The sequence below is a fragment of the Flavobacterium tructae genome (genome assembly GCF_001853485.1).
In the GTDB taxonomy this organism is placed as follows: Bacteria; Bacteroidota; Bacteroidia; order Flavobacteriales; family Flavobacteriaceae; genus Flavobacterium; species Flavobacterium tructae.
This window is the reverse complement of sequence record NZ_MIKE01000022.1, coordinates 42,740-61,777: the sequence shown is the minus strand read 5'-3', so window position 1 is coordinate 61,777 and position 19,038 is coordinate 42,740. Positions and strand designations below refer to the sequence as shown.

The following is a 19,038-nucleotide window of genomic DNA, read 5'->3' as shown; positions in this document are numbered from 1 at the left end:
AGGTTTCAAGTTTCAGGTTTTAGGTTTTTAAATTTGGAATTTGGAATTTGAAACCTCTAAATTTATTTTGACTACTTTTGCAAAATGAATAAAAAACACCATTCCAACAATATACTTTCGAATTTAGGAATTGAGAGTCTAAATGAAATGCAAGAGGTAGCGCAGGATGCTATTTTGAACGATAATAATGTTTTACTGCTTTCTCCAACAGGATCAGGAAAAACACTAGCTTTTTTACTGCCTATTTTAGAGTTGTTACAACCTGAAATTCTTTCGGTTCAATGTTTAATTTTAGTACCTTCTCGTGAATTAGGTTTGCAGATTGAGCAGGTTTGGAAGAAAATGGGGACTCCCTATAAAGTAAATATTTGCTACGGAGGTCACTCTATTGATACGGAGATTAAAAATTTAAGCAATCCTCCGGCAGTTTTGATTGGAACTCCGGGTAGAATTGCTGATCATATTGATCGGGATACTTTCCGTACCGATAAAATTCAGACTTTGGTTCTGGACGAATTTGATAAGTCTTTGCAGCTTGGTTTTCATGAGCAAATGTCATATATTATTGGAAAGTTAACGAAATTGAACAAACGTGTTTTGGTTTCAGCGACTTCAGATATTGAGATTCCAAGATATACAAGAGTAGTCAATCCAACTGTTTTGGATTTTATTCCGGAAGAAGAAGAAAAGACAAATCTTTCGATGAAAATGGTGGTTTCACCTGCTAAGGATAAACTGGACAGTTTGTTCAATTTGATCTGTTCATTGAAATCACAGTCCGCTATTATTTTCTGTAATCATCGTGATGCAGCAGAACGCATTAGTGATACTTTAAACGAAAAAGGAATTTATGCTACCTATTATCATGGCGGAATGGATCAGGAGGAGCGTGAGCGTGCATTGATTCAGTTTAGAAACGGAAGTATGAGTTATCTGATTACTACCGATTTGGCCGCACGTGGATTGGATATTCCGGAAATGAAACACGTTATTCATTATCATTTACCTTTAAAAGAAGATGAATTCACGCACCGAAATGGTCGTACGGCACGTATGCAGGCTTCAGGAACAGCCTATATTATTGTTCACGAAAGTGAAAAACAACTGGATTATATTGATTACGGAATGGAGGTTTTAGAGGTTGCCAGCACTACAGTTTTGCCAAAACCACCTCAATTTCAAACCATTTATATTAGTGGCGGAAAGAAAACCAAATTGAATAAAATAGATATTGTTGGTTTCTTCTCTCAAAAAGGGAAACTTGAAAAAGGAGATTTAGGTCTTATTGAAGTAAAGGATTTTGTATCGTTTGCTGCTGTTAAATACAATAAGGTAAAAGATCTGCTTAAAAATATTAAAGACGAAAAAATGAAGGGCAAGAAATTCAAAATTGAAGTTGCCCGCAAAGTGGTCAAGAAAGAGGAGGAGAGGTAATCTTTCCGGCTCTATCTTTTTTGGCAGATGTTTTTTATGGGAATCTTTATAAGAGTTCAGAATTTAAATGAAGTTTTGAGTCTGAAATTACCGTAAATCAATAAGGATTTTGAATGTTTTTAATCCTGTTTTTTGAGGTGTTTTTGTTTTTAATTAGTTGTTTTTCAATTATTTGATTTGTGGTTTTATTGTTCTTTAAAGATGTCTTGTTAAGGGAGATTACAGGGGAATAAAAAATAAGGACGAAGGCTTTAATTTATCATATTTTCTGCGTTTCTTGTGCCCGTAAATAATAAACCCCAAATTAATTATGAAAAGAATTATTACGATTGCTATTTTGTTGTTTAGTGTTGTGTCTTTTGCACAAATTAAAGTTATTGAAACTGTACCGGTTGAAAAATTAGGAAAAGTAAATAACAATTACATTCAGAAAATTGGAGATGAGTATACGGTGTATTACACCAGTATTCAAAACGATGATGAATCATCAAGTCTAAGAAAATTTACATTTAAGAATGTTAACAATGATTACGCGAGTCTTTACAACATTATCATGAATGGTTTCACGGCAAGCCCTTTGTATGATATTAAATTAGAATTACCGAATAACTATATCTGGTTGCACTACACAGGAAGTGTTGTTCCGGAAAAAGCTACGGTTCAGTTCATGGTTTCTTCAAAAGAGGCTGCTTCTGCAACAAGCAGTGTTTCTGAGCCATTTGTAAAAGATCAGATCAATAAATTATTCCAAAAATAGGTTTAATTGTAAATCACTAAAAAAGGCTATTCAGATTTTGAATAGCCTTTTTTTTGTTTCAGGTTTCAGGTTTCAAGTTTCAGGTTATGGCTTTTAGAGTAAAAGCTAAAAAAACTTAGTACCTCAGCACCTTAGCAACTTAGAACCTCAAAAAAACTTTGTCCCTTTGCAACTCTGAACCTTTGTTCCTAAAATAAAAATCATATTTGTTTCAGGTTTCAAGTTTAAAGTAAAGGTTAAAACCTTAGTAACTTAGCAGCTCAGCAGCTTAGAACCTCAAAAAAAAACTATATTTTCTTCACGTATTGGGTAATAATCACGATTTGCTGACCGTCAACTTTTCCTTCTATGTATTCGGCGTTTTCATGGTCTAAACGGATGTTGCGTACAGCAGTTCCTTGTTTGGCCACCATGCTCGATCCTTTTACCTTAAGATCTTTAATTAAAACTACAGAATCTCCGTGTTCTAAAATTACACCGTTACTGTCACGGTGAACGATTTTATTTTCGTCGTCTTCGCCTTCGCCAGTTGCTTGCGCCCATGCCAGTGTATCTTCGTCCAGATACATCATATCAAGCAATTCCTGTGGCCAGCCTGCTGCTCGCATTCGGCTTAACATTCTCCAGGCTACAACTTGTACGGCAACGTTTTCATTCCACATACTGTCATTAAGACATCTCCAGTGGTTTAAATCAACATTATCCGGATTTTCAATTTGGTCTATACAGGTATTGCAGGCAAATATAGCTTCATCAATTCCGCCTTTTTGAGTTGGTAATACCTGATATACTTTTAGGTTTTCCTCCGCTCCACAAAGCTCGCATTTAGATCCGCTGCGTTTGTTTAATTCTCTTTCGATGCTCATTATTTATTGTTTGTTTTAAAAAGGCGAAATTACTTATAATTAAGATAAGTAACAAGTTTGTGTTTTGTACGATAAAAGTTGATTCAAATGAAAAGGTCAGTAATATGCTTTTTTAAAAATCGATGATAATTGATTTGGAATATTAAGGGCGTTTTCCAAATCTATCAATCCTTTTAAAAAACCATTTCCTAACTTATTGTTTGTATTTTTGAGATCTTCATTTATTCTTTTATTCTTGTCTTTGTAGCAGTTTACTTTTTTGCAATAGTGAAAATCTGGATGATGTAACTGCCCATAATCGATTAATTTAATGATATAATTGTCATCATTTTTATTAGATATCATTACATTATCTAAGTGTGGATCGCCATGCGCAAATTCTGATGAATGCCAATTTTTTAGTTCCAGACCGAATTGTTCAATGGCACTGTTTACTTTCTTAAAATCTTTGAAATGATTTATTTTAACAAATTCAGATAAAGTACTTCCTTCAATATATTCTAAAATTATTAGCCATTTATTTTTATGTTTTATTCGCTCAATATGTTTTAGTAAAAATGGATATTGGGTGTTTTTTTTCTGAATTTCATTAAAAACTCTATGGCTTCCATCTCTTCTGCGTCCATAATGGTTGTGTTTGCTATATCCTATAAATGATACGGGTGTTTTGCTGTAAAAGTGTTTTAAAATGTATTTGACATTTTTTTCATCTTCACAAATATAAATATTGGCATTTGGTCTGTCCCCCTGGTTTTCTAATAACCTTTTTGTTACCGCATATATTTTTGAGCTTCCACGAATATTTTCACCAATCATTTGAAATGTTTTAGACTGAATACATTGTTGTTTTTTATCTTTTTTATTTCTTCACCCTAACCGCATCCGGAACCAGCATTTCATATTCTCCGCCATGACGTAATACATCACGAACAATGCTTGAACTAATAAATGAAGTACTTGCTGCTGTTAATAGAAATACGGTTTCTATTTTAGATAGTTTTCTGTTGGTGTGTGCAATGGCCTTTTCGAATTCAAAATCGGCAGGATTTCGTAAGCCTCTCAGGATGAAATTAGCTTTAAGTTTTTTGGCCAGATCAATGGTTAATCCTTCATAAGTGATCACTGAAACTTTTGGTTCATCTTTAAAAGTTTCTTCTATAAAACGTTTTCTTTCTTCGAGTGAAAACATGTATTTTTTTTCGGCGTTGACACCAATGGCAATAACTATTTCATCAAATAAAGGAATTCCTCTTTTGATGATGTCTTCGTGTCCCAGTGTAATGGGGTCAAATGATCCGGGGAATAGGGCTTTTCGCATTTTTTTTGAGGTTCTAAGGTTCTGAGTCACTAAGGTACTAAGTTTTTTCTTTTTAGAAGGAAAGGTTCAAAGTAATAAAGTCTAAGAAATTTTATTTTGTTATTGGAATTTTAAATTGTGGTTCCTGGTTATCTAGGGGATATTCAGAGCGTCTGATTTTAATGATTTTCTCATTTTTGTAAAGTTCTAATAATTCATTTTTAGAATAATTCACTTTACGGTTAGTATAATTTTCTGCTCTATCTAAATCGTCGATTTCATAAGGCAGATATGTGTTGAAATTATTATGAGTAGTAAAAACACTGTCTTTTGTTACTTTGTCAATTTTCATATTAGAATAATAACCATCAGAAAATTTTAGGTTGTAAACATCTCCAATGACCGGAGTTTTTATCAATTTTGCTGTTTTATCGCTATCCTTGAAATAAGCGTATGACGAATAAATGCCAATTAAAATTAATAAAATGGAACCAGTAAATAATTCTACGGAACTTTTTGTTTTTTCGTTAGCTAATTTTAATTGACTGTTTTGATTTAAATCTTCGTAATCAAATTGTTCACTGCAGTTATTACATTTTATAAAAACTGATTTTCCAACCGGAAATAGTGGAATTATCGTAAGGTGTACATACTTTCTGTAAATGCTAAAATATAAAGTATCCTGAGCTTCGCAATTTGAACATTTTTCATTAAAAATAACTCCATTTTTTATATTCGAATCACGTGTTCCTACTAAGATTATCATTTTTGGAGGTTCTAAGGTTCTGAGATTCTAAGGTACTAAGTTTTTTTGAGGACTTCGACTTCGCTCAGTCTGACCGTAGCTAGAGTAATAAAAAGGTTCTGAGATCTTAGTACCTTATAATCTCAGAACCTCAGTCTCTTTAAGATAGTGCTAACTCAATCGCATTAGTAAATAAATCTTCCAGTGAAATTCCTGCTGCGTGGGCTTGCTGTGGAATCAAACTTTCGGTGGTTAAACCCGGAATGGTATTCATTTCGAGCATATAAGGTTCGTTGTCTACAATAATGAATTCGCTTCTGGAGAAACCTTTCATTTTTAAGACTTCGTAAGCACGTTTTGCTGTTTCGCTTACTTTTTGAGTTAATTCGTCAGAAATTCGGGCAGGAGTAATTTCTTGTGATTTTCCTTCGTATTTGGCTTCGTAATCGAAGAAGTCATTATCAGATACAATTTCGGTAATAGGTAAAACTTTAATTTCTCCCTGATAATTGATTACTCCTACTGAAACTTCGGTTCCGTCAAGGAAACTTTCGATAATGATTTCGTTGTCTTCTTTGTATGCTACTTCGATTGCAATTGGAAGTTCGGCTTCTGTTTTTACTTTTGAAATTCCGAAGCTGGAACCTGCTTTATTTGGTTTAACAAAACATGGTAAACCTACTTTCTTAACGATTTCGGCAGTATGGATTACATCGCCTTTATTTAGGTAATATGAAATTGCCGTTTTGATTCCGTATGGTTTTAAAACCGATAATAAATCACGTTTGTTGAAGGTTAATGCTGCCTGATAGTAATCGCAGGAAGATTGTGGAATCCCTAATAACTCAAAATAAGCCTGCATTAAACCGTCTTCGCCCGGAGTTCCGTGAATGGCATTGAAAACACAGTCGAAAGTAATTTTTTGATCGTTTACGGTTACTGAAAAATCGTTTTTATCAATGGTAAATTCGGCGTTGTTTTCGTCTACATAAACCCATTTTTCTTTGAAAATATGAATACGGAATCCGTTGTATTTTGTTTTGTCAAGATATTGATGTACCACGTTTCCGCTGATTAACGAAATTTTATATTCGCTTGAATACCCGCCCATGATAATGGCTATGTTTTTCATTTTGTGATGTTTATGTGTTTAACCGTTTATTTGTGTATTTGTTTAATCGTTTGTTTGTCGGGCTGAACTTCGACTTCGCTCAGTCTGACAGTTTGTTTGTTTGTTTGTTTGTTTGTTTGTTTGTCGGGCTGAGCGGAGTCGAAGCTTCGACTTTGCTCAGTTTGAGAACAGTGGCAGAACCTAAATCCCTAGCCCTGATGGGAGCGGCATCCTTTTGTGTACGCGATAGCGGACGCAAAAGATACAGCGGACAGCAGGAGAAAGCTTCTAAAAATTAAAATTGTAAAGCGCTTTATTTTCCATAAGGATAGCAATCAAACGACTTTCTTGTCTAAAACAAAATTATCATTTTTTTTGAAACGAAATAGCTTTATCTTTGCGACTAATAAAAATAAATTTATGAGTTTACGTAAGTATTTAACGAGCCGGGTATTTTTTGTGCAAGTATTAAGTGCGGCTGCTATAATTGCCGTTTTAGGCTATTTGTTTATGCATTGGTTGACTTTTACAACTGATCATGGTAATGAGGTTACTGTTCCGAATTTAGCTAAACTGACTGAGGAGCAAGTAGAGTCAAAACTGGATGAACTGGACCTGGATTATGTACTTTTGGACAGCGTTGATTACCGAAGTGAATTCCCAAAATACAGTGTTGTTGAGCAGGATCCTCTGCCGGGAACAAAAGTAAAAGTAGGAAGAAAAATATATATTAAAATTAATGCATCAGGATTCTCATCGGTTAAAATACCTGATTTAATTGAGAAAACTTATCGTGAGGCGGTTCCAACTCTAAAGGCTTTAGGGCTTGAAGCTGGAACTATTACTTATATTCCAAACTTAGGAAAAGATATGGTTTTGGAGATGCGTTATAAAGGAAGAAACTTAAAAGTAGGAGATCGTGTGTTGAAAGCTTCTAAAATTGACTTGGTTTTAGGAGATGGAAAAGCAACTTATGAAGATGAAGGGCAGGCTGTAGACAGTGTAGCTGCACCAACTACTGAAAAAACTAATGATGAGCAATAATACTGAAAATTTAGATCTGGAAGACGAATTGTTCGAACACTTCAGATTTGAAGTCCCTAAAGGTCAGGCGCTTTTGCGTATTGACAAATATTTAATGAATTTGATTCAGAATGCGACACGAAATAAAATTCAGAACGCCGCTACTGAAGGAAATATTTTTGTGAATGATATTCCGGTTAAATCAAATTATAAAGTAAAACCGTTTGATGTGGTTACCGTGATGTTATCGCATCCTCCTTTTGAAAACCATGTTTTGCCGGAAGATATTCCGTTGAATATTGTTTATGAAGATGATGCTTTGCTGTTAATCAACAAAGAGCCGGGAATGGTGGTGCATCCGGGGCACGGGAATTATACCGGAACACTGGTGAATGCGCTGGCACATCATTTTGATAATTTGCCGATGAACAGTAGTGAACGCCCGGGCTTGGTACACCGAATTGATAAGGATACGTCCGGACTTTTGGTAGTGGCAAAAACCGAAGCAGCAATGACACATTTGGCCAAACAATTTGAAGCCAAAACCTCAGAACGCGAGTATATTGCTCTTGTTTGGGGGAATGTAGCGGAAGAATCCGGAACGATAGAAGGAAATCTTGCCAGACATTTAAAAGACCGCATGCAAATGGCTGTTTTTGCAGATCCTGAAATAGGAAAGCCTGCCATTACGCATTATAAAGTACTGGAACGTTTTGGTTATGTGACTTTGATTTCCTGTAAACTGGAAACCGGAAGAACACACCAGATTCGTGCTCACATGAAGCATATCGGGCATCCGTTGTTTAATGATGAACGTTATGGTGGTCATTTAATTTTAAAAGGGACTACATTTACCAAATACAAACAGTTTATCGAAAACTGTTTTAAAGCATTACCACGTCAGGCGCTACATGCTAAAACACTTGGTTTTGTACATCCAAATACAGGTGAAATGATGCGTTTTGATACGGAACTGCCTCAGGACTTTCAGGATTGTATCGAGAAATGGCGTAATTACGTGAAATCGCACAATGTAGATGAAGAAGAAAATTAATTGGATAATTATTTGCCGATTAGATAATTTATTATAAAAAGAAAGCTCCTGATGGAGCTTTTTTTATGGAATTGTTTTAATCGTTAAATCGGTTATTTTGGCTTGTCCGTTGGTTATGAAACCTAGTTGGCCTTGCTGATTTAGATTGCTTTTTTCGACGGAACATTCTAAGAACGTTTGATTGTTGACAGCAAAGTACAACTGATTGTTTTCAACTCTGATTTTTACTGTATACCATTTGTTGTTTTCCAGTTGTATTGGTTTCTTAAATAGGGATGGACCGCCGCGTTTGCCATATGCATCACTGTCTTTATGGTAAACACCTTTTCCAATAATGATACTTTTTTCAATTGTGTAGAGATAAGTCCGAATGTATTTTTCCTGTTCGAGATTTAGCATTATTTCAAACAAAGATTCTTTGACGATGTTTACTTTAAAGTCGATTTCGTAGTTTTTTGGAAGTTTCTTTTTGGATTCGATCACGCCCCAATGCATTGGTCCTCCGTTTCCGGTTAAGGTATCGTTTTGGAGTCTCCACTCATTGGGATTAAAATTCCAATCGGATTTTAACGCGGCAGTTTTTGTGATTTGATATTCTTTTTTCGCAGTCGAAATAGTACCTGAACAGGAAATCAGTAGCATTGTGGATGCTAGAAAAGTAAGATATTTAATTTTCATTTTTGTTTTTAATTTAACTCTGAATGGTATTTGATTTTACCGATAGATCCGGTTGGAGTTGGTAAAAGTTCAAATACTGAGGTAGGAGCGAGGCCATTTTCTATACGATGTGAAACGTACAGTATGCTAACATTTGTTTCCTGTTTGATGGTGTTGATCAATTGAATGACCAAGTCAACATTTTCGTCGTCAAGACCTTCGACAGGTTCATCGAGAATCAATAACGGAGGATGTTTTAGAACGGCTCTGACAATTAAAGCGACTCTTTGCTGTCCTATAGAAAGGTCAATGAAGCGTTTTTTTCGTAAGTGGCTCATTTCAATTACCTCGAGCCATTGTGTTACTGTTTGTTTTTGTAAAGTAGTGGGTTCAATATACAATCCGATGGAATCGAAAAAACCGGAAAGAATCATTTCTTCCAGAGTATGTCCTTTTTGAAACAGGTCAGTCATAGAAGTTGCGAAAATTCCAATTTGCTTTTTAATGTCCCAAACACTTTCGCCACTTCCTTTTTTTCTTCCAAATAGATACAAATCCTGACCGAATCCCTTTGGATTATCACCCGTGATTAGAGATAAGAGGGTGCTCTTTCCTGAACCGTTGGGACCAACCAGTTGCCAGAATTCCCCTTGTTTAATCGTCCATGAGATGTTATCGACAATTTTTCTTTCCTCGTAACTTACGGAGACTTTATCCATTTTGATTAAAACACTTTCGTGAAAAGAGTGCGGTTCAATCGCTTTGGGAATTGCTGCTGAGTTTAAAGTTTTAAAATGTTTTTCGTTTTTTGAAATCGGATGCAACTCAAAGGAATTGTCTTTAATCGATGCTTTATTCGGAACAAAATCAAGTACATCTGCTACGCGATTGACCAATTGAATGATTGCAATGTTATCGGTTAATCTTTCCAGAGATTTTGCTAAAGCAGCACGTGAGGCCAGATCTAAATGATCGAAGGGATTATCAAAAATGATAAAATCAGGATTTTGATTGATGCAATATTTCAGAAACTCTTTCTTACGTTCTCCCGAAGAAAAAGTTCTTAGTTGTCTGTGTGATTCAGGAGCTGCTTCAACAGTATCGTATTGGTATTCTTTTTCGATGAATTTCTCGATAGCGATGTCTGAAAACAAAATGCCTTTTTGAGTGTTAAAAAGGGCTAATTCTCCTTTAGCTTCCCCTAAAAGTAAAGTGTCTATAAAAGCTTTTTTATTGACCTGATTTGATAAAAGTATGTCCCAATGCTGCATTTCTGTATCTTAAAGTAATTATTCAATTGGTTTAGTAGCCATTTCACGATCGTTACGCGACCATTCGCTCCAGGAACCTACATATAGTTTAGGGATGGGTATTCCGGCATAATCTATAGCCAGTAAAGTATGACAGGCAGTAACTCCTGAGCCACAATGTACAATTATATTTTCTGGCTTTTTGTCGCCAATGATTCGGGAATATTTCTCTTGTAAAAATGGAGGAGATTGAAAAGAACCGTGAACGTCTAAATTTTCACTAAACGGAACATTAATCGCACCCGGAATATGTCCTGCAATCAAATCTAGAGGTTCTGTCAGACCATCAAATCGATTTTTGTCTCTTACATCAATTACAATGTTTTCGTTGTTATTTCGGGCTTTTTCGACTTCTTCAATGTCAGCAGTTTTTAACGCCCATTTTGAAATAGGATATCTTTCAGTCGTTTTATAAGTTTCGATTTCAGCATTTGCCGGATAACCTGCTTTTACAGCTTCCTGCAAACCGCCATTTAAAACCTGAACTTTTTCATGTCCTATCGCCCGAAGCATCCACCAAAAGCGAGCTGCTGCGTTTGATCCGTTTTTATCATCATAAATTACGACATGACTTTCGGGTGAAATTCCTGCTTTAGAAAGTACCTGAGAAAATTTCTCTATGGAAGGTAAGGGATGTCTTCCGCCGCTTGAAGGATCGGTCGCCACGGTTGCCAGGTCCTTGTTCAAATCGATATAACGCGCTCCTTTAAGATGTTGACTGCGATAATTTTCTTCTGCGTTTACTCCGGCTCTGGCGTCAATGAGAATGATTTCAGGTGAATTAGAGCGTTGTACTAATTCTTTAGGGCTTAGGATCGGTGAAAGTTTAGTTGCCATCTTAAAAAAGTTTATTTTTTTGAATTCTTATACAAAATCGGGGTATTTAGTCCGCAAAGGCCTGTGTATAAAAAATTAAAAAAGTATGGTTTGTTTTATCATATCGCAAGCAATCCCAATTACTATAAACGGAGCTTGTAGCAAGACAAAGGATATTTGACAGATTGGTTTTCGAAACGTTTTTTGCAAAGGATCCGTGGTCTAATACAAAATCGTCGTCTTTTGACAGGTCAGTAATTTTAGCCGCAACATAGGTTTCTAAATAATTATCGGGATGTTCTTTAAGGGCGTCTTCATTGTAAAATAAAAATTCATCTGCAAATTGATAGTCAAGTGTTCTGAAAAAACCAGCATCAGAATTGGGGTCAGCAAAGCCATTTTGGACCTTTATGTCTTTGTATAATTCAGCATATTCAGAAGTTAGGCCGTTATAGAGTAAAATCGAAATTTTTACCTTCTTTTTGTCGTAAACGATAAAAGCAAAATCATTACTGTCTTCCTGAAATAGATTTCCTTTGGCCATAGAAAGTAATTCGTAATTAGGATTTTCGCTAAAAAAAGCCTGTTGTTCTTTGTTTAGTTTTTGAATCCATTTATCATGAATAACTAAAAAAAGTTTTTTTTCTGAAAATTGCTTTAAGTTCCTTTTGTGCTCTGTTATTCGGGATGTAAATTCAGGATTGTCGTATGTTGAGATCTCATAGTTTGGAGAACCAACAGATTTATTTTCTGAAGTTTTTGTATGTGTACTTTCTTTTTTAGTAATGCCGGACGTGTTTATTTTATCTTCTGATTGTTTTGAATTGCAGGCAAATAGTAATAGTGTGAGACCCACTACGGCGATTGTATTTTTCATTAAATAGGATTCTTTGGATCGTTTTATTTTTAGAGTTAAAAGGTTAACCTGGAATTTTCTCGATTAGGATTTCATTTTCGTCTTTGTCAAAATAAGTACAGGTCATTTCTATAATATCGACTCTCCATTTGGCTATTCCACATTGCGCAGCGTGGCGACAAAAAGTAAGGTAATCGGTCTGACCATCCTGATGCATCACTAAAAATTCGATAAAACGTTCTTTGTTCGGAACTGATTCTACTTTTATCTCGTCGTATTTTTCGTCAGCCGTTACATGATAATTGTTTACTCCGTAGTATTCCACATGTCCGTCATGCACGAAAGTATCATAGCCTTTTACGCCTAAAATGATTAAGTCCTGAATATAATTAGGGAAGTCAGCACCGGTTTGTACTTTAGCATGTGCTTCTTTGATTTGTTCTATTGTAAACATATATTTTAATTTTAAATGATGTGAATTAGAAAGAATAATTATGATGTTTTTTATTTGTTTTCTCTGAGTTGTGCAGTAAGGTACTTCTGTTTTCTCTTCCGAAAACTTGTAAAAAGGGAGTTAGCATAACTGACGTGGTTAATTTTTGTTATTGATTCAAAAATACAATTTATGATTTTAAAATGGAATTGAAAATGCAATAAATAATAAATAGGAAGGGATATAATTCTCCTATTTTTCTTAATATATTGTATTTTAACGAGTATTTTATCACTTTGTAGAGTTTCTTTTTCAGCATATCATTTTGTCAGTAATTTAGTAAAAGAATATTGCACCTAAAATTTGACATTATGAAAGCAGTACTACTTTTGTTCCTAATTGCTTCCCCCATATTTGCGCAGGAAATGAATACATTTGATTTTGCTGTGATAAATTCGACTGTGATTTCGCCAAATATTGATCTGGACAAGGGGAGAAGTGTTGTTGCGGGAAATAAAAATCAGTATTCTGCTTATTTTCAGTACGCGCTTACCATGTGTCAGGATGATATTATTTTTGGGGCGGGTATTAATAAATCTGAATTAGACCGAACCTACGTTGGTTATATTGGGAAGATGTGTGATAAGTTTCGTGCAACAATCTCTGTGGGTTATGTAGAATCCCGAAGCGGATATGACGGAACCTTTACAGGTTTTAGTGTATCCTGGCATTTTGCTGAGAATACTTTCATTGGAGGAAGTCTGTCAAATCTGCATTCCTCCAGTATTCATAATGGTAGTGATGCGGGGTTTGACTATTATAAAAAACTGGCTCCAAAAGTCTTTGCGAGTTATGAAATTGTTCCCAATCTCATTGTTTTCGGGCAATTAAACAGCAGGGTTAATGACATTGCACTGAAGTATCAGAATGCTCGTTTCTCGGCAGGAGGATTTTATTCCGGCCATGGAGAAGAGGGGATTTTCGGAACGATTAACGTGGGACGTTTTGCGGTTTCCTGCAGTACTACTTTTGATAAAGTTAATTTTGGGCTGAAGTTTCAATAAAAAAGTTCTGAACTGCAGCATGAAATAATCTGGAGAGTAAATTACTTTTTAAGTGTTATTACCTGCTGTGGATAAGGAATATCAATATTATTTTCATCAAAACGTTTTTTAATGCTTTGGAGCAAATCACAATAGAGGATAAAGCCATCTGTAGAGTTTTTTGCCCATGCCCATGCTTTTAAGGTAACACTTGAGTCTGCCAGTGCTACTACACGAGCTACAACCAAAGGTGTGTTTTGTTTTTTATTTTCAGCAGTTCGGGTATCGATAAAAAACGGATGTTTGGCAATTTCGTCTTGCATGATTTCTAAGGCCTTTTCAATATCAGACTGGTAACCAATGCCGATTTCGATGATTTTACAACATTTGCTATCATGCATGTTGGTGTTGACAATAATCTGGGCGCTGATTACTGAATTTGGAATGATAATCCGGTTGTTTTCGGCATCTTTCAGAACCACTTGTCTTAGATTGATATCTTCTACAGTACCCACAAAATTGTTGATGGTAATTTTATCGTTGATGCGAAAGGGTTTAAAAACAACAAGAAATATTCCGCTTACAATATTGCTTAAGGCTTGTTGGGAAGCCAGACCGGCAACAATTGAGATTACTCCGGCTCCTGCCAGAACGGAGTGACCTATTATTTTAAATTCGGGAATCTGAATTAACGCAAAGGCAAACCCTAAAATATAAATTACAGTAATGATCAGGTGCTTCAGGAACTTAAAGCCGGTAGCATCATATTCTTTATTGGCCTGTTTGCGATACAAAAAATAACGAAGTACCTTATCCGTAACCGCACCAAGAATTATTGTGACAATGGCAATAATAGCAATGAAAATCCCTATTCTAAAGTCTTTTAAGTAGTCGATCATAGGTTTTAAGGTTGAAAAAAAAATCCAAAAAACGACTTTTGTTAGAATGTGCTTTTTGGATTTTTATAATTTATATTAGATTGAATTTTGCTTTTAAAGTCCAACAAAATCATCACTTTTTGGGAAGATGCTTAATGCTTCGATAGCGATTTCCGGTGTTGGAGAAGCTAATTTACGAAGTTTAGTATCCATCCAGGCCCCGTCAACTGTAATAACAGCACAAAGTGTGTCGTCTTCTCTTCTAAATTCATGAATGATCGACCAGCGTGAAGCATCCGCTTTCATTTTTGAGGTTTTGGTATGAATAAATATCTTGTCGGAAAGTTTTAGTTCTTTTCTGAAAATACATTCTTCTCTAAACAAAACAGGTCCAAAACCCTGCGTTTGCATTACTCTTAAAGTTAAACCCAGTTCTTCAAGGATTTCAATACGATGCTGTGCGCCAAAATCGTAATAAGCACTGTGACGAACGTGAAAGTTTGGGTCAAGATCTGACCAGCGAAAAGAGATTTCTTTAATAAATGAAGCCATTTTGTAATTGTAATTTTAATGAAAAACCGAAATTACGAATATTTATATCTCTTTTGGAAAACTGAAGAATATTTTACTTTATTTTTAACTGCTTTTTTTATGTTTTTCAAACTCCTCTTGTAATTTTTTCAGTTTTGGAACAATATTAGTCTGGCAGAACGGAGCTTCCTTTCGGGTTTCGTAATAGTGTAGAAATTGTTCTTCGTTGCTTTTAAAGGCAGTAAAAGGTAAGATTCTGGTAATGTGTTTTCGGTCTAATTTACGATCCAGTTTTTGGAGTATTTCTGAAATTGGACAGCCTCATTCCTGTCAAAAAAGTAAATAGCAGATCGGTATTTTTCTCTCATACTGTGATTTGAAGTGCTGGAATGTGTAATCAAGTGTGCTTCAATGAGAACTTCTAACGGGATAATACGGGAATCAAAATCAACAAGAACAGCTTCCGAAAAAGTATCGTCAGGTGCTTCAGATTTTATCCAGCCCTGCTGCACATTGGTTACTCCTTTAAAAAAATCAAAAACTGCTTCGGTGCACCAATGACAGCCTCCTCCAAAACCTATTGTATTCATTTGATTACTGTCTTATTAATTCCTGTCTATTTGATCCAATACTATCTCCAATAAAGTTTTGAAATTTTTATGATCTTCTTTATTGGAGATAAAAGATGGTTTATGCTTAGAGTAAGAAACTCTCTTCAAATCTTTCAAAGTGACAGGTATAGCCATTTGGGTGTTTTTGCAGATAGTCCTGATGCTCTGGTTCGGCGGCCCAAAAAGTACTATAAGGTTCTAAAGTGGTGACTACAGTTTCTCCCCATTTTTTTGAAGTATCCACAAGATTAATGACTTCTTTGGCAATGGCCTTTTCCTCTTCGTTTTGATAAAAAATGGCAGAACGATAACTGGACCCCATATCATTACCCTGACGATCTATCGTAGTAGGATTGTGAATGCGGTAAAAATAGTCCAGAATCTCTCTAAAGTTTGTAACTTCAGGATCATAGGTCAGTTCTATTCCCTCAGCATGGCCGGGATGATTCCTGTAAGTTGGGTTTTCATTTTGTCCACCAATATAACCTACTTCAGTATTTAAAATTCCCGGACGGGTTCTGAACAGTTCTTCCATTCCCCAGAAGCAGCCTCCTGCGATATATGCTTTTTTAGTTTCCATATTTTACAATTGTTATTGATGTGCTGAAATTTTAGTACTGCAATTTACTAAATATTGGGAATAGTATTAATGCTAATTGTGTATGTTTCAGTTTGTCAATTGTTTGTGCTTTTTTTGATGCTTTGTCGGTTCTGTTATGGTTTTCTGAAACTGCAAAACAAAAAATTCTCTTCGCCCATCTTTAATTTTTGTTTAATTGATCCATCCGTTTTCTTTCAGATGTGTGAAGATAATTTTATCAACTTCTGAAATGATGTCCAGATCTTTATAATTTAACCATTTAATTTCGGCTATTTCATTGCTTTCCTTTGGAGTTCCGGTGTAATCTGCCTTGTAGCAGGTCATTTTTACGGTAATTCCATCTGCATGTCCGTCAGATTGTGCTTTGAAAGTTCCAACATATTCGATAGATTCCGGTAGGATTTCAACACTTAATTCTTCCTGAATTTCCCTGATTAAAGTTTGTTCGTCGGTTTCGTTATCTTCTCTTTTTCCGCCCGGAATATAATATTTGTTTTTTCCTCTTGATTTAGTGCTTAGAATTTGGCCATTTTCGACTTTTATTAATGCGATTTTATCAATTTCGATCATCAGTTTGTTTTTTTATAATTTGTTAATGTTGCTTATTATTAATTTCTTCTTTTAAGATGCTATCTTTAAAGCTTAAAAATCAATAAAAAAGAGAGAGTTGAATTTTGTTTGGTCAAAACGGGACTCTATTATTTTTCAAAAGTAGCATGTTTTGCTGTAAATAAGAGACTTGACGGGGCTTTTTATACTGTTGTTTTGTGACTTAATGAATGATCAATTCCGTTAATAATGACATGTAAAGTACTGATATGCCACGTATGTCAGGTGTTAAAAATGTCATGTTGTCAGATGATTATTGTCGTGCCAATAGTAAAACTGACAATTTACTTTGGTTTTTTATATTGGCACAAAGATTGACTTATGCCACCTGAGTTATAAAATGTATATCAAAAATTAAATATATAAAAAATGGGTAAAATAATCGGAATTGACTTAGGTACGACGAACTCTTGTGTTTCTGTAATGGAAGGTAACGAAGCAGTTGTTATCCCTAACGCAGAAGGAAAAAGAACTACACCATCTATCATCGCTTTTGTTGAAGGTGGAGAAATTAAAGTAGGTGATCCTGCAAAAAGACAAGCAGTAACGAATCCTACAAAAACGATTGCTTCTATTAAACGTTTTATGGGACACACTTTTGCTGAAACTCAAGAAGAGGCAAAAAGAGTTCCTTACAGTGTTGTAAAAGGTGACAACAATACTCCACGTGTGGATATTGACGGTCGTTTATACACTGCTCAGGAGTTGTCTGCAATGACACTTCAAAAAATGAAAAAAACTGCTGAAGACTATTTAGGTCAAACTGTAACTGAAGCGGTTATTACTGTTCCTGCTTACTTTAACGATGCACAACGTCAAGCTACTAAAGAAGCTGGTGAAATCGCTGGTCTTAAAGTTATGCGTATCATCAACGAGCCAACTGCTGCTGCACTTGCTTACGGATTAGATAAAAAAGGAACTGATCAAAAAATTGCTGTTTACGATTTAGGTGGAGGTACTTTTGATATCTCTGTTCTTGAATTAGGAGACGGTGTATTTGAAGTATTATCTACAAATGGTGATACTCACTTAGGTGGAGATGATTTTGACCAAGTTATTATTGACTGGTTAGCTGACGAATTCAAATCTGAAGAAGGAATTGATTTACGTTTAGACCCAATGTCATTACAACGTTTGAAAGAAGCTGCTGAGAAAGCTAAGATTGAATTATCATCTTCTGCTGAAACTGAAATCAACTTGCCATACGTAACGGCTACTGCTTCGGGACCAAAACACTTAGTGAAAAAATTATCAAGAGCTAAATTTGAGCAATTATCTGATACTTTAGTAAAACGTTCTATGGAGCCAGTTGCTAAAGCATTAAAAGATGCAGGTTTATCTACATCTGATATCGACGAAGTAATCCTTGTTGGAGGTTCTACTCGTATGCCAAGAATTGCTGATGAAGTAGAGAAATTCTTCGGTAAAAAAGCTTCTAAAGGTGTTAACCCTGATGAGGTTGTTGCTATTGGAGCAGCTATTCAAGGTGGAGTTTTATCTGGAGATGTAAAAGATGTATTATTACTTGACGTAACTCCTCTTTCTTTAGGTATCGAAACTATGGGTGGTGTATTGACTAAATTAATCGAGTCTAACACAACTATTCCAACTAAAAAATCTCAAGTATTCTCTACTGCTGCTGATTCTCAACCATCTGTTGAAATCCACGTATTACAAGGAGAAAGAGCTATGGCAGCTGATAACAAAACTATCGGTCGTTTCCACTTAGATGGTATTCCACCAGCACCAAGAGGAGTTCCTCAAATCGAAGTAACTTTCGATATCGATGCGAATGGTATCATCAAAGTTTCTGCAACTGATAAAGGAACTGGAAAATCTCACGATATCCGTATCGAAGCTTCTTCTGGTTTAACAGCTGAAGAAATCGAAAAAATGAAAAAAGACGCTGAAGCTAACGCTGATGCTGACAAAATTGCAAAAGAAAGAGCTGAGAAATTGAACGAAGCTGACAGTACTATCTTCCAAACTGAATCTCAATTGAAAGAGTTAGGAGATAAATTGACAGACGATCAAAAAACAGCTATTGAATATGCTTTAACTGAATTGAGAATGGCTCACCAATCTCAAGATCTTGATGCAATCCAAAAAGGATTAGACAATGTTAATGCAGCTTGGAAAACAGCTACAGAAGCAATGTACGCTCAAGGTGGTGAAGGGCAACAAGCAGCTCCACAACAAGAGCAATCTCAAGGAGATAACGTTGAAGACGTTGAATTCGAAGAAGTCAAATAAGTACTGATTAACATCAGTTAATAATAAGTGTTAAACCGCTGTAAACGTAAAGTTTACAGCGGTTTTTCTTTTTTGTTCTTTTTCGTTTATACTGTTTTTTAGTCGTTTTTTATCATAGATTTGTATCATATTTGTACCGGCACTTAAAAGGCG

At 35.3% G+C, this 19,038-nt stretch carries 21 protein-coding genes; 6 read left to right on the top strand and 15 right to left on the bottom strand.

What is annotated here, in order from left to right:
- Positions 1 to 84 precede the first annotated feature (84 nt).
- On the top strand, positions 85 to 1,434 hold the full coding sequence (locus tag BHE19_RS08055) for a DEAD/DEAH box helicase (protein WP_070906657.1): 1,350 nt from the start codon (positions 85 to 87) through the stop codon (positions 1,432 to 1,434).
- 310 nt (positions 1,435 to 1,744) lie between these two features.
- Positions 1,745 to 2,191, top strand: a complete 447-nt coding sequence (locus BHE19_RS08050) for a hypothetical protein (RefSeq protein WP_070906656.1) — start codon at positions 1,745 to 1,747, stop codon at positions 2,189 to 2,191.
- Between the two features lie 287 nt (positions 2,192 to 2,478).
- Here the strand turns inward: BHE19_RS08050 and BHE19_RS08045 are convergent, their stop codons facing one another.
- From BHE19_RS08045 to BHE19_RS08025, 5 genes are all read right to left on the bottom strand, one after another.
- A complete protein-coding gene (locus BHE19_RS08045; RefSeq protein ID WP_070906655.1) occupies positions 2,479 to 3,057 on the bottom strand; it encodes a PhnA domain-containing protein in 579 nt (192 codons plus the stop codon).
- Positions 3,058 to 3,153: 96 nt separating this feature from the next.
- Positions 3,154 to 3,873, bottom strand: a complete 720-nt coding sequence (locus BHE19_RS08040) for a lipopolysaccharide core heptose(II) kinase RfaY (protein ID WP_070906654.1) — start codon at positions 3,871 to 3,873, stop codon at positions 3,154 to 3,156.
- Between the two features lie 43 nt (positions 3,874 to 3,916).
- Complete coding sequence (coaD, locus tag BHE19_RS08035; RefSeq protein ID WP_017496542.1) at positions 3,917 to 4,375, bottom strand: pantetheine-phosphate adenylyltransferase; 459 nt, start codon at positions 4,373 to 4,375, stop codon at positions 3,917 to 3,919.
- Positions 4,376 to 4,466: 91 nt separating this feature from the next.
- The gene (locus BHE19_RS08030) at positions 4,467 to 5,120 is read right to left on the bottom strand and encodes a zinc ribbon domain-containing protein (RefSeq protein WP_070906653.1); all 654 of its coding nucleotides are present in this window, start codon (positions 5,118 to 5,120) and stop codon (positions 4,467 to 4,469) included.
- A gap of 139 nt (positions 5,121 to 5,259) precedes the next feature.
- Positions 5,260 to 6,231: a D-alanine--D-alanine ligase gene (locus tag BHE19_RS08025; protein WP_070906652.1), complete on the bottom strand. Its 972-nt coding sequence runs from the start codon at positions 6,229 to 6,231 to the stop codon at positions 5,260 to 5,262.
- A 399-nt stretch (positions 6,232 to 6,630) separates the two neighbouring features.
- On the opposite strand from BHE19_RS08025, the gene BHE19_RS08015 reads away from it, so the two are divergent.
- Together BHE19_RS08015 and BHE19_RS08010 are read left to right on the top strand one after the other, a co-directional pair.
- On the top strand, positions 6,631 to 7,254 hold the full coding sequence (locus tag BHE19_RS08015) for a PASTA domain-containing protein (RefSeq protein ID WP_017496544.1): 624 nt from the start codon (positions 6,631 to 6,633) through the stop codon (positions 7,252 to 7,254).
- Positions 7,244 to 8,287, top strand: a complete 1,044-nt coding sequence (locus BHE19_RS08010) for an RluA family pseudouridine synthase (RefSeq protein ID WP_070906650.1) — start codon at positions 7,244 to 7,246, stop codon at positions 8,285 to 8,287. The genes BHE19_RS08015 and BHE19_RS08010 overlap by 11 nt, the downstream gene beginning before the upstream one ends.
- A gap of 63 nt (positions 8,288 to 8,350) precedes the next feature.
- On the opposite strand, the gene BHE19_RS08005 is transcribed toward BHE19_RS08010, so the two are convergent.
- From BHE19_RS08005 to BHE19_RS07985, 5 genes are read right to left on the bottom strand one after another with little or no spacing between them, the layout of a single operon-like run.
- Entirely contained in the window at positions 8,351 to 8,965 is a 615-nt protein-coding gene (locus BHE19_RS08005) for a hypothetical protein (protein ID WP_070906649.1), read from the bottom strand.
- Positions 8,966 to 8,973: 8 nt separating this feature from the next.
- Positions 8,974 to 10,215: an ATP-binding cassette domain-containing protein gene (locus BHE19_RS08000; RefSeq protein ID WP_070906648.1), complete on the bottom strand. Its 1,242-nt coding sequence runs from the start codon at positions 10,213 to 10,215 to the stop codon at positions 8,974 to 8,976.
- 18 nt (positions 10,216 to 10,233) lie between these two features.
- Complete coding sequence (locus tag BHE19_RS07995; protein ID WP_070906647.1) at positions 10,234 to 11,091, bottom strand: sulfurtransferase; 858 nt, start codon at positions 11,089 to 11,091, stop codon at positions 10,234 to 10,236.
- Positions 11,092 to 11,137: 46 nt separating this feature from the next.
- A complete protein-coding gene (locus BHE19_RS07990) occupies positions 11,138 to 11,947 on the bottom strand; it encodes a hypothetical protein (RefSeq protein ID WP_070906646.1) in 810 nt (269 codons plus the stop codon).
- 43 nt (positions 11,948 to 11,990) lie between these two features.
- Entirely contained in the window at positions 11,991 to 12,380 is a 390-nt protein-coding gene (locus tag BHE19_RS07985; RefSeq protein ID WP_017496550.1) for a DUF1398 domain-containing protein, read from the bottom strand.
- Positions 12,381 to 12,730: 350 nt separating this feature from the next.
- Here BHE19_RS07985 and BHE19_RS07980 point away from each other — a divergent pair, with 350 nt between their 5' ends.
- A complete protein-coding gene (locus BHE19_RS07980) occupies positions 12,731 to 13,423 on the top strand; it encodes a hypothetical protein (protein ID WP_070906645.1) in 693 nt (230 codons plus the stop codon).
- A gap of 41 nt (positions 13,424 to 13,464) precedes the next feature.
- Here the strand turns inward: BHE19_RS07980 and BHE19_RS07975 are convergent, their stop codons facing one another.
- The 5 genes from BHE19_RS07975 to BHE19_RS07955 all read right to left on the bottom strand — a co-directional run bounded on the left by BHE19_RS07975 (position 13,465) and on the right by BHE19_RS07955 (position 16,593).
- Positions 13,465 to 14,301 (bottom strand): mechanosensitive ion channel family protein, encoded by an 837-nt coding sequence (locus BHE19_RS07975; RefSeq protein ID WP_070906644.1) that lies wholly within the window; start codon positions 14,299 to 14,301, stop codon positions 13,465 to 13,467.
- A 93-nt stretch (positions 14,302 to 14,394) separates the two neighbouring features.
- Positions 14,395 to 14,832, bottom strand: coding sequence for an acyl-CoA thioesterase (locus BHE19_RS07970; RefSeq protein WP_017496553.1), 438 nt, complete (start codon positions 14,830 to 14,832; stop codon positions 14,395 to 14,397).
- A gap of 254 nt (positions 14,833 to 15,086) precedes the next feature.
- Positions 15,087 to 15,401: a peptide-methionine (S)-S-oxide reductase gene (locus BHE19_RS23040; protein WP_317040044.1), complete on the bottom strand. Its 315-nt coding sequence runs from the start codon at positions 15,399 to 15,401 to the stop codon at positions 15,087 to 15,089.
- A 106-nt stretch (positions 15,402 to 15,507) separates the two neighbouring features.
- Positions 15,508 to 16,002: a peptide-methionine (S)-S-oxide reductase MsrA gene (msrA, locus tag BHE19_RS07960; protein ID WP_070906643.1), complete on the bottom strand. Its 495-nt coding sequence runs from the start codon at positions 16,000 to 16,002 to the stop codon at positions 15,508 to 15,510.
- Positions 16,003 to 16,194: 192 nt separating this feature from the next.
- Positions 16,195 to 16,593, bottom strand: a complete 399-nt coding sequence (locus BHE19_RS07955; protein WP_070906642.1) for an NUDIX hydrolase — start codon at positions 16,591 to 16,593, stop codon at positions 16,195 to 16,197.
- 408 nt (positions 16,594 to 17,001) lie between these two features.
- Between BHE19_RS07955 and dnaK the strand changes: the two genes are divergently transcribed.
- Positions 17,002 to 18,885 carry a molecular chaperone DnaK gene (gene dnaK, locus BHE19_RS07950; RefSeq protein ID WP_017496558.1) on the top strand — a complete coding sequence of 628 codons (1,884 nt, stop codon included), beginning with the start codon at positions 17,002 to 17,004 and terminating at the stop codon, positions 18,883 to 18,885.
- The last annotated feature ends 153 nt before the right edge of the window (positions 18,886 to 19,038 follow it).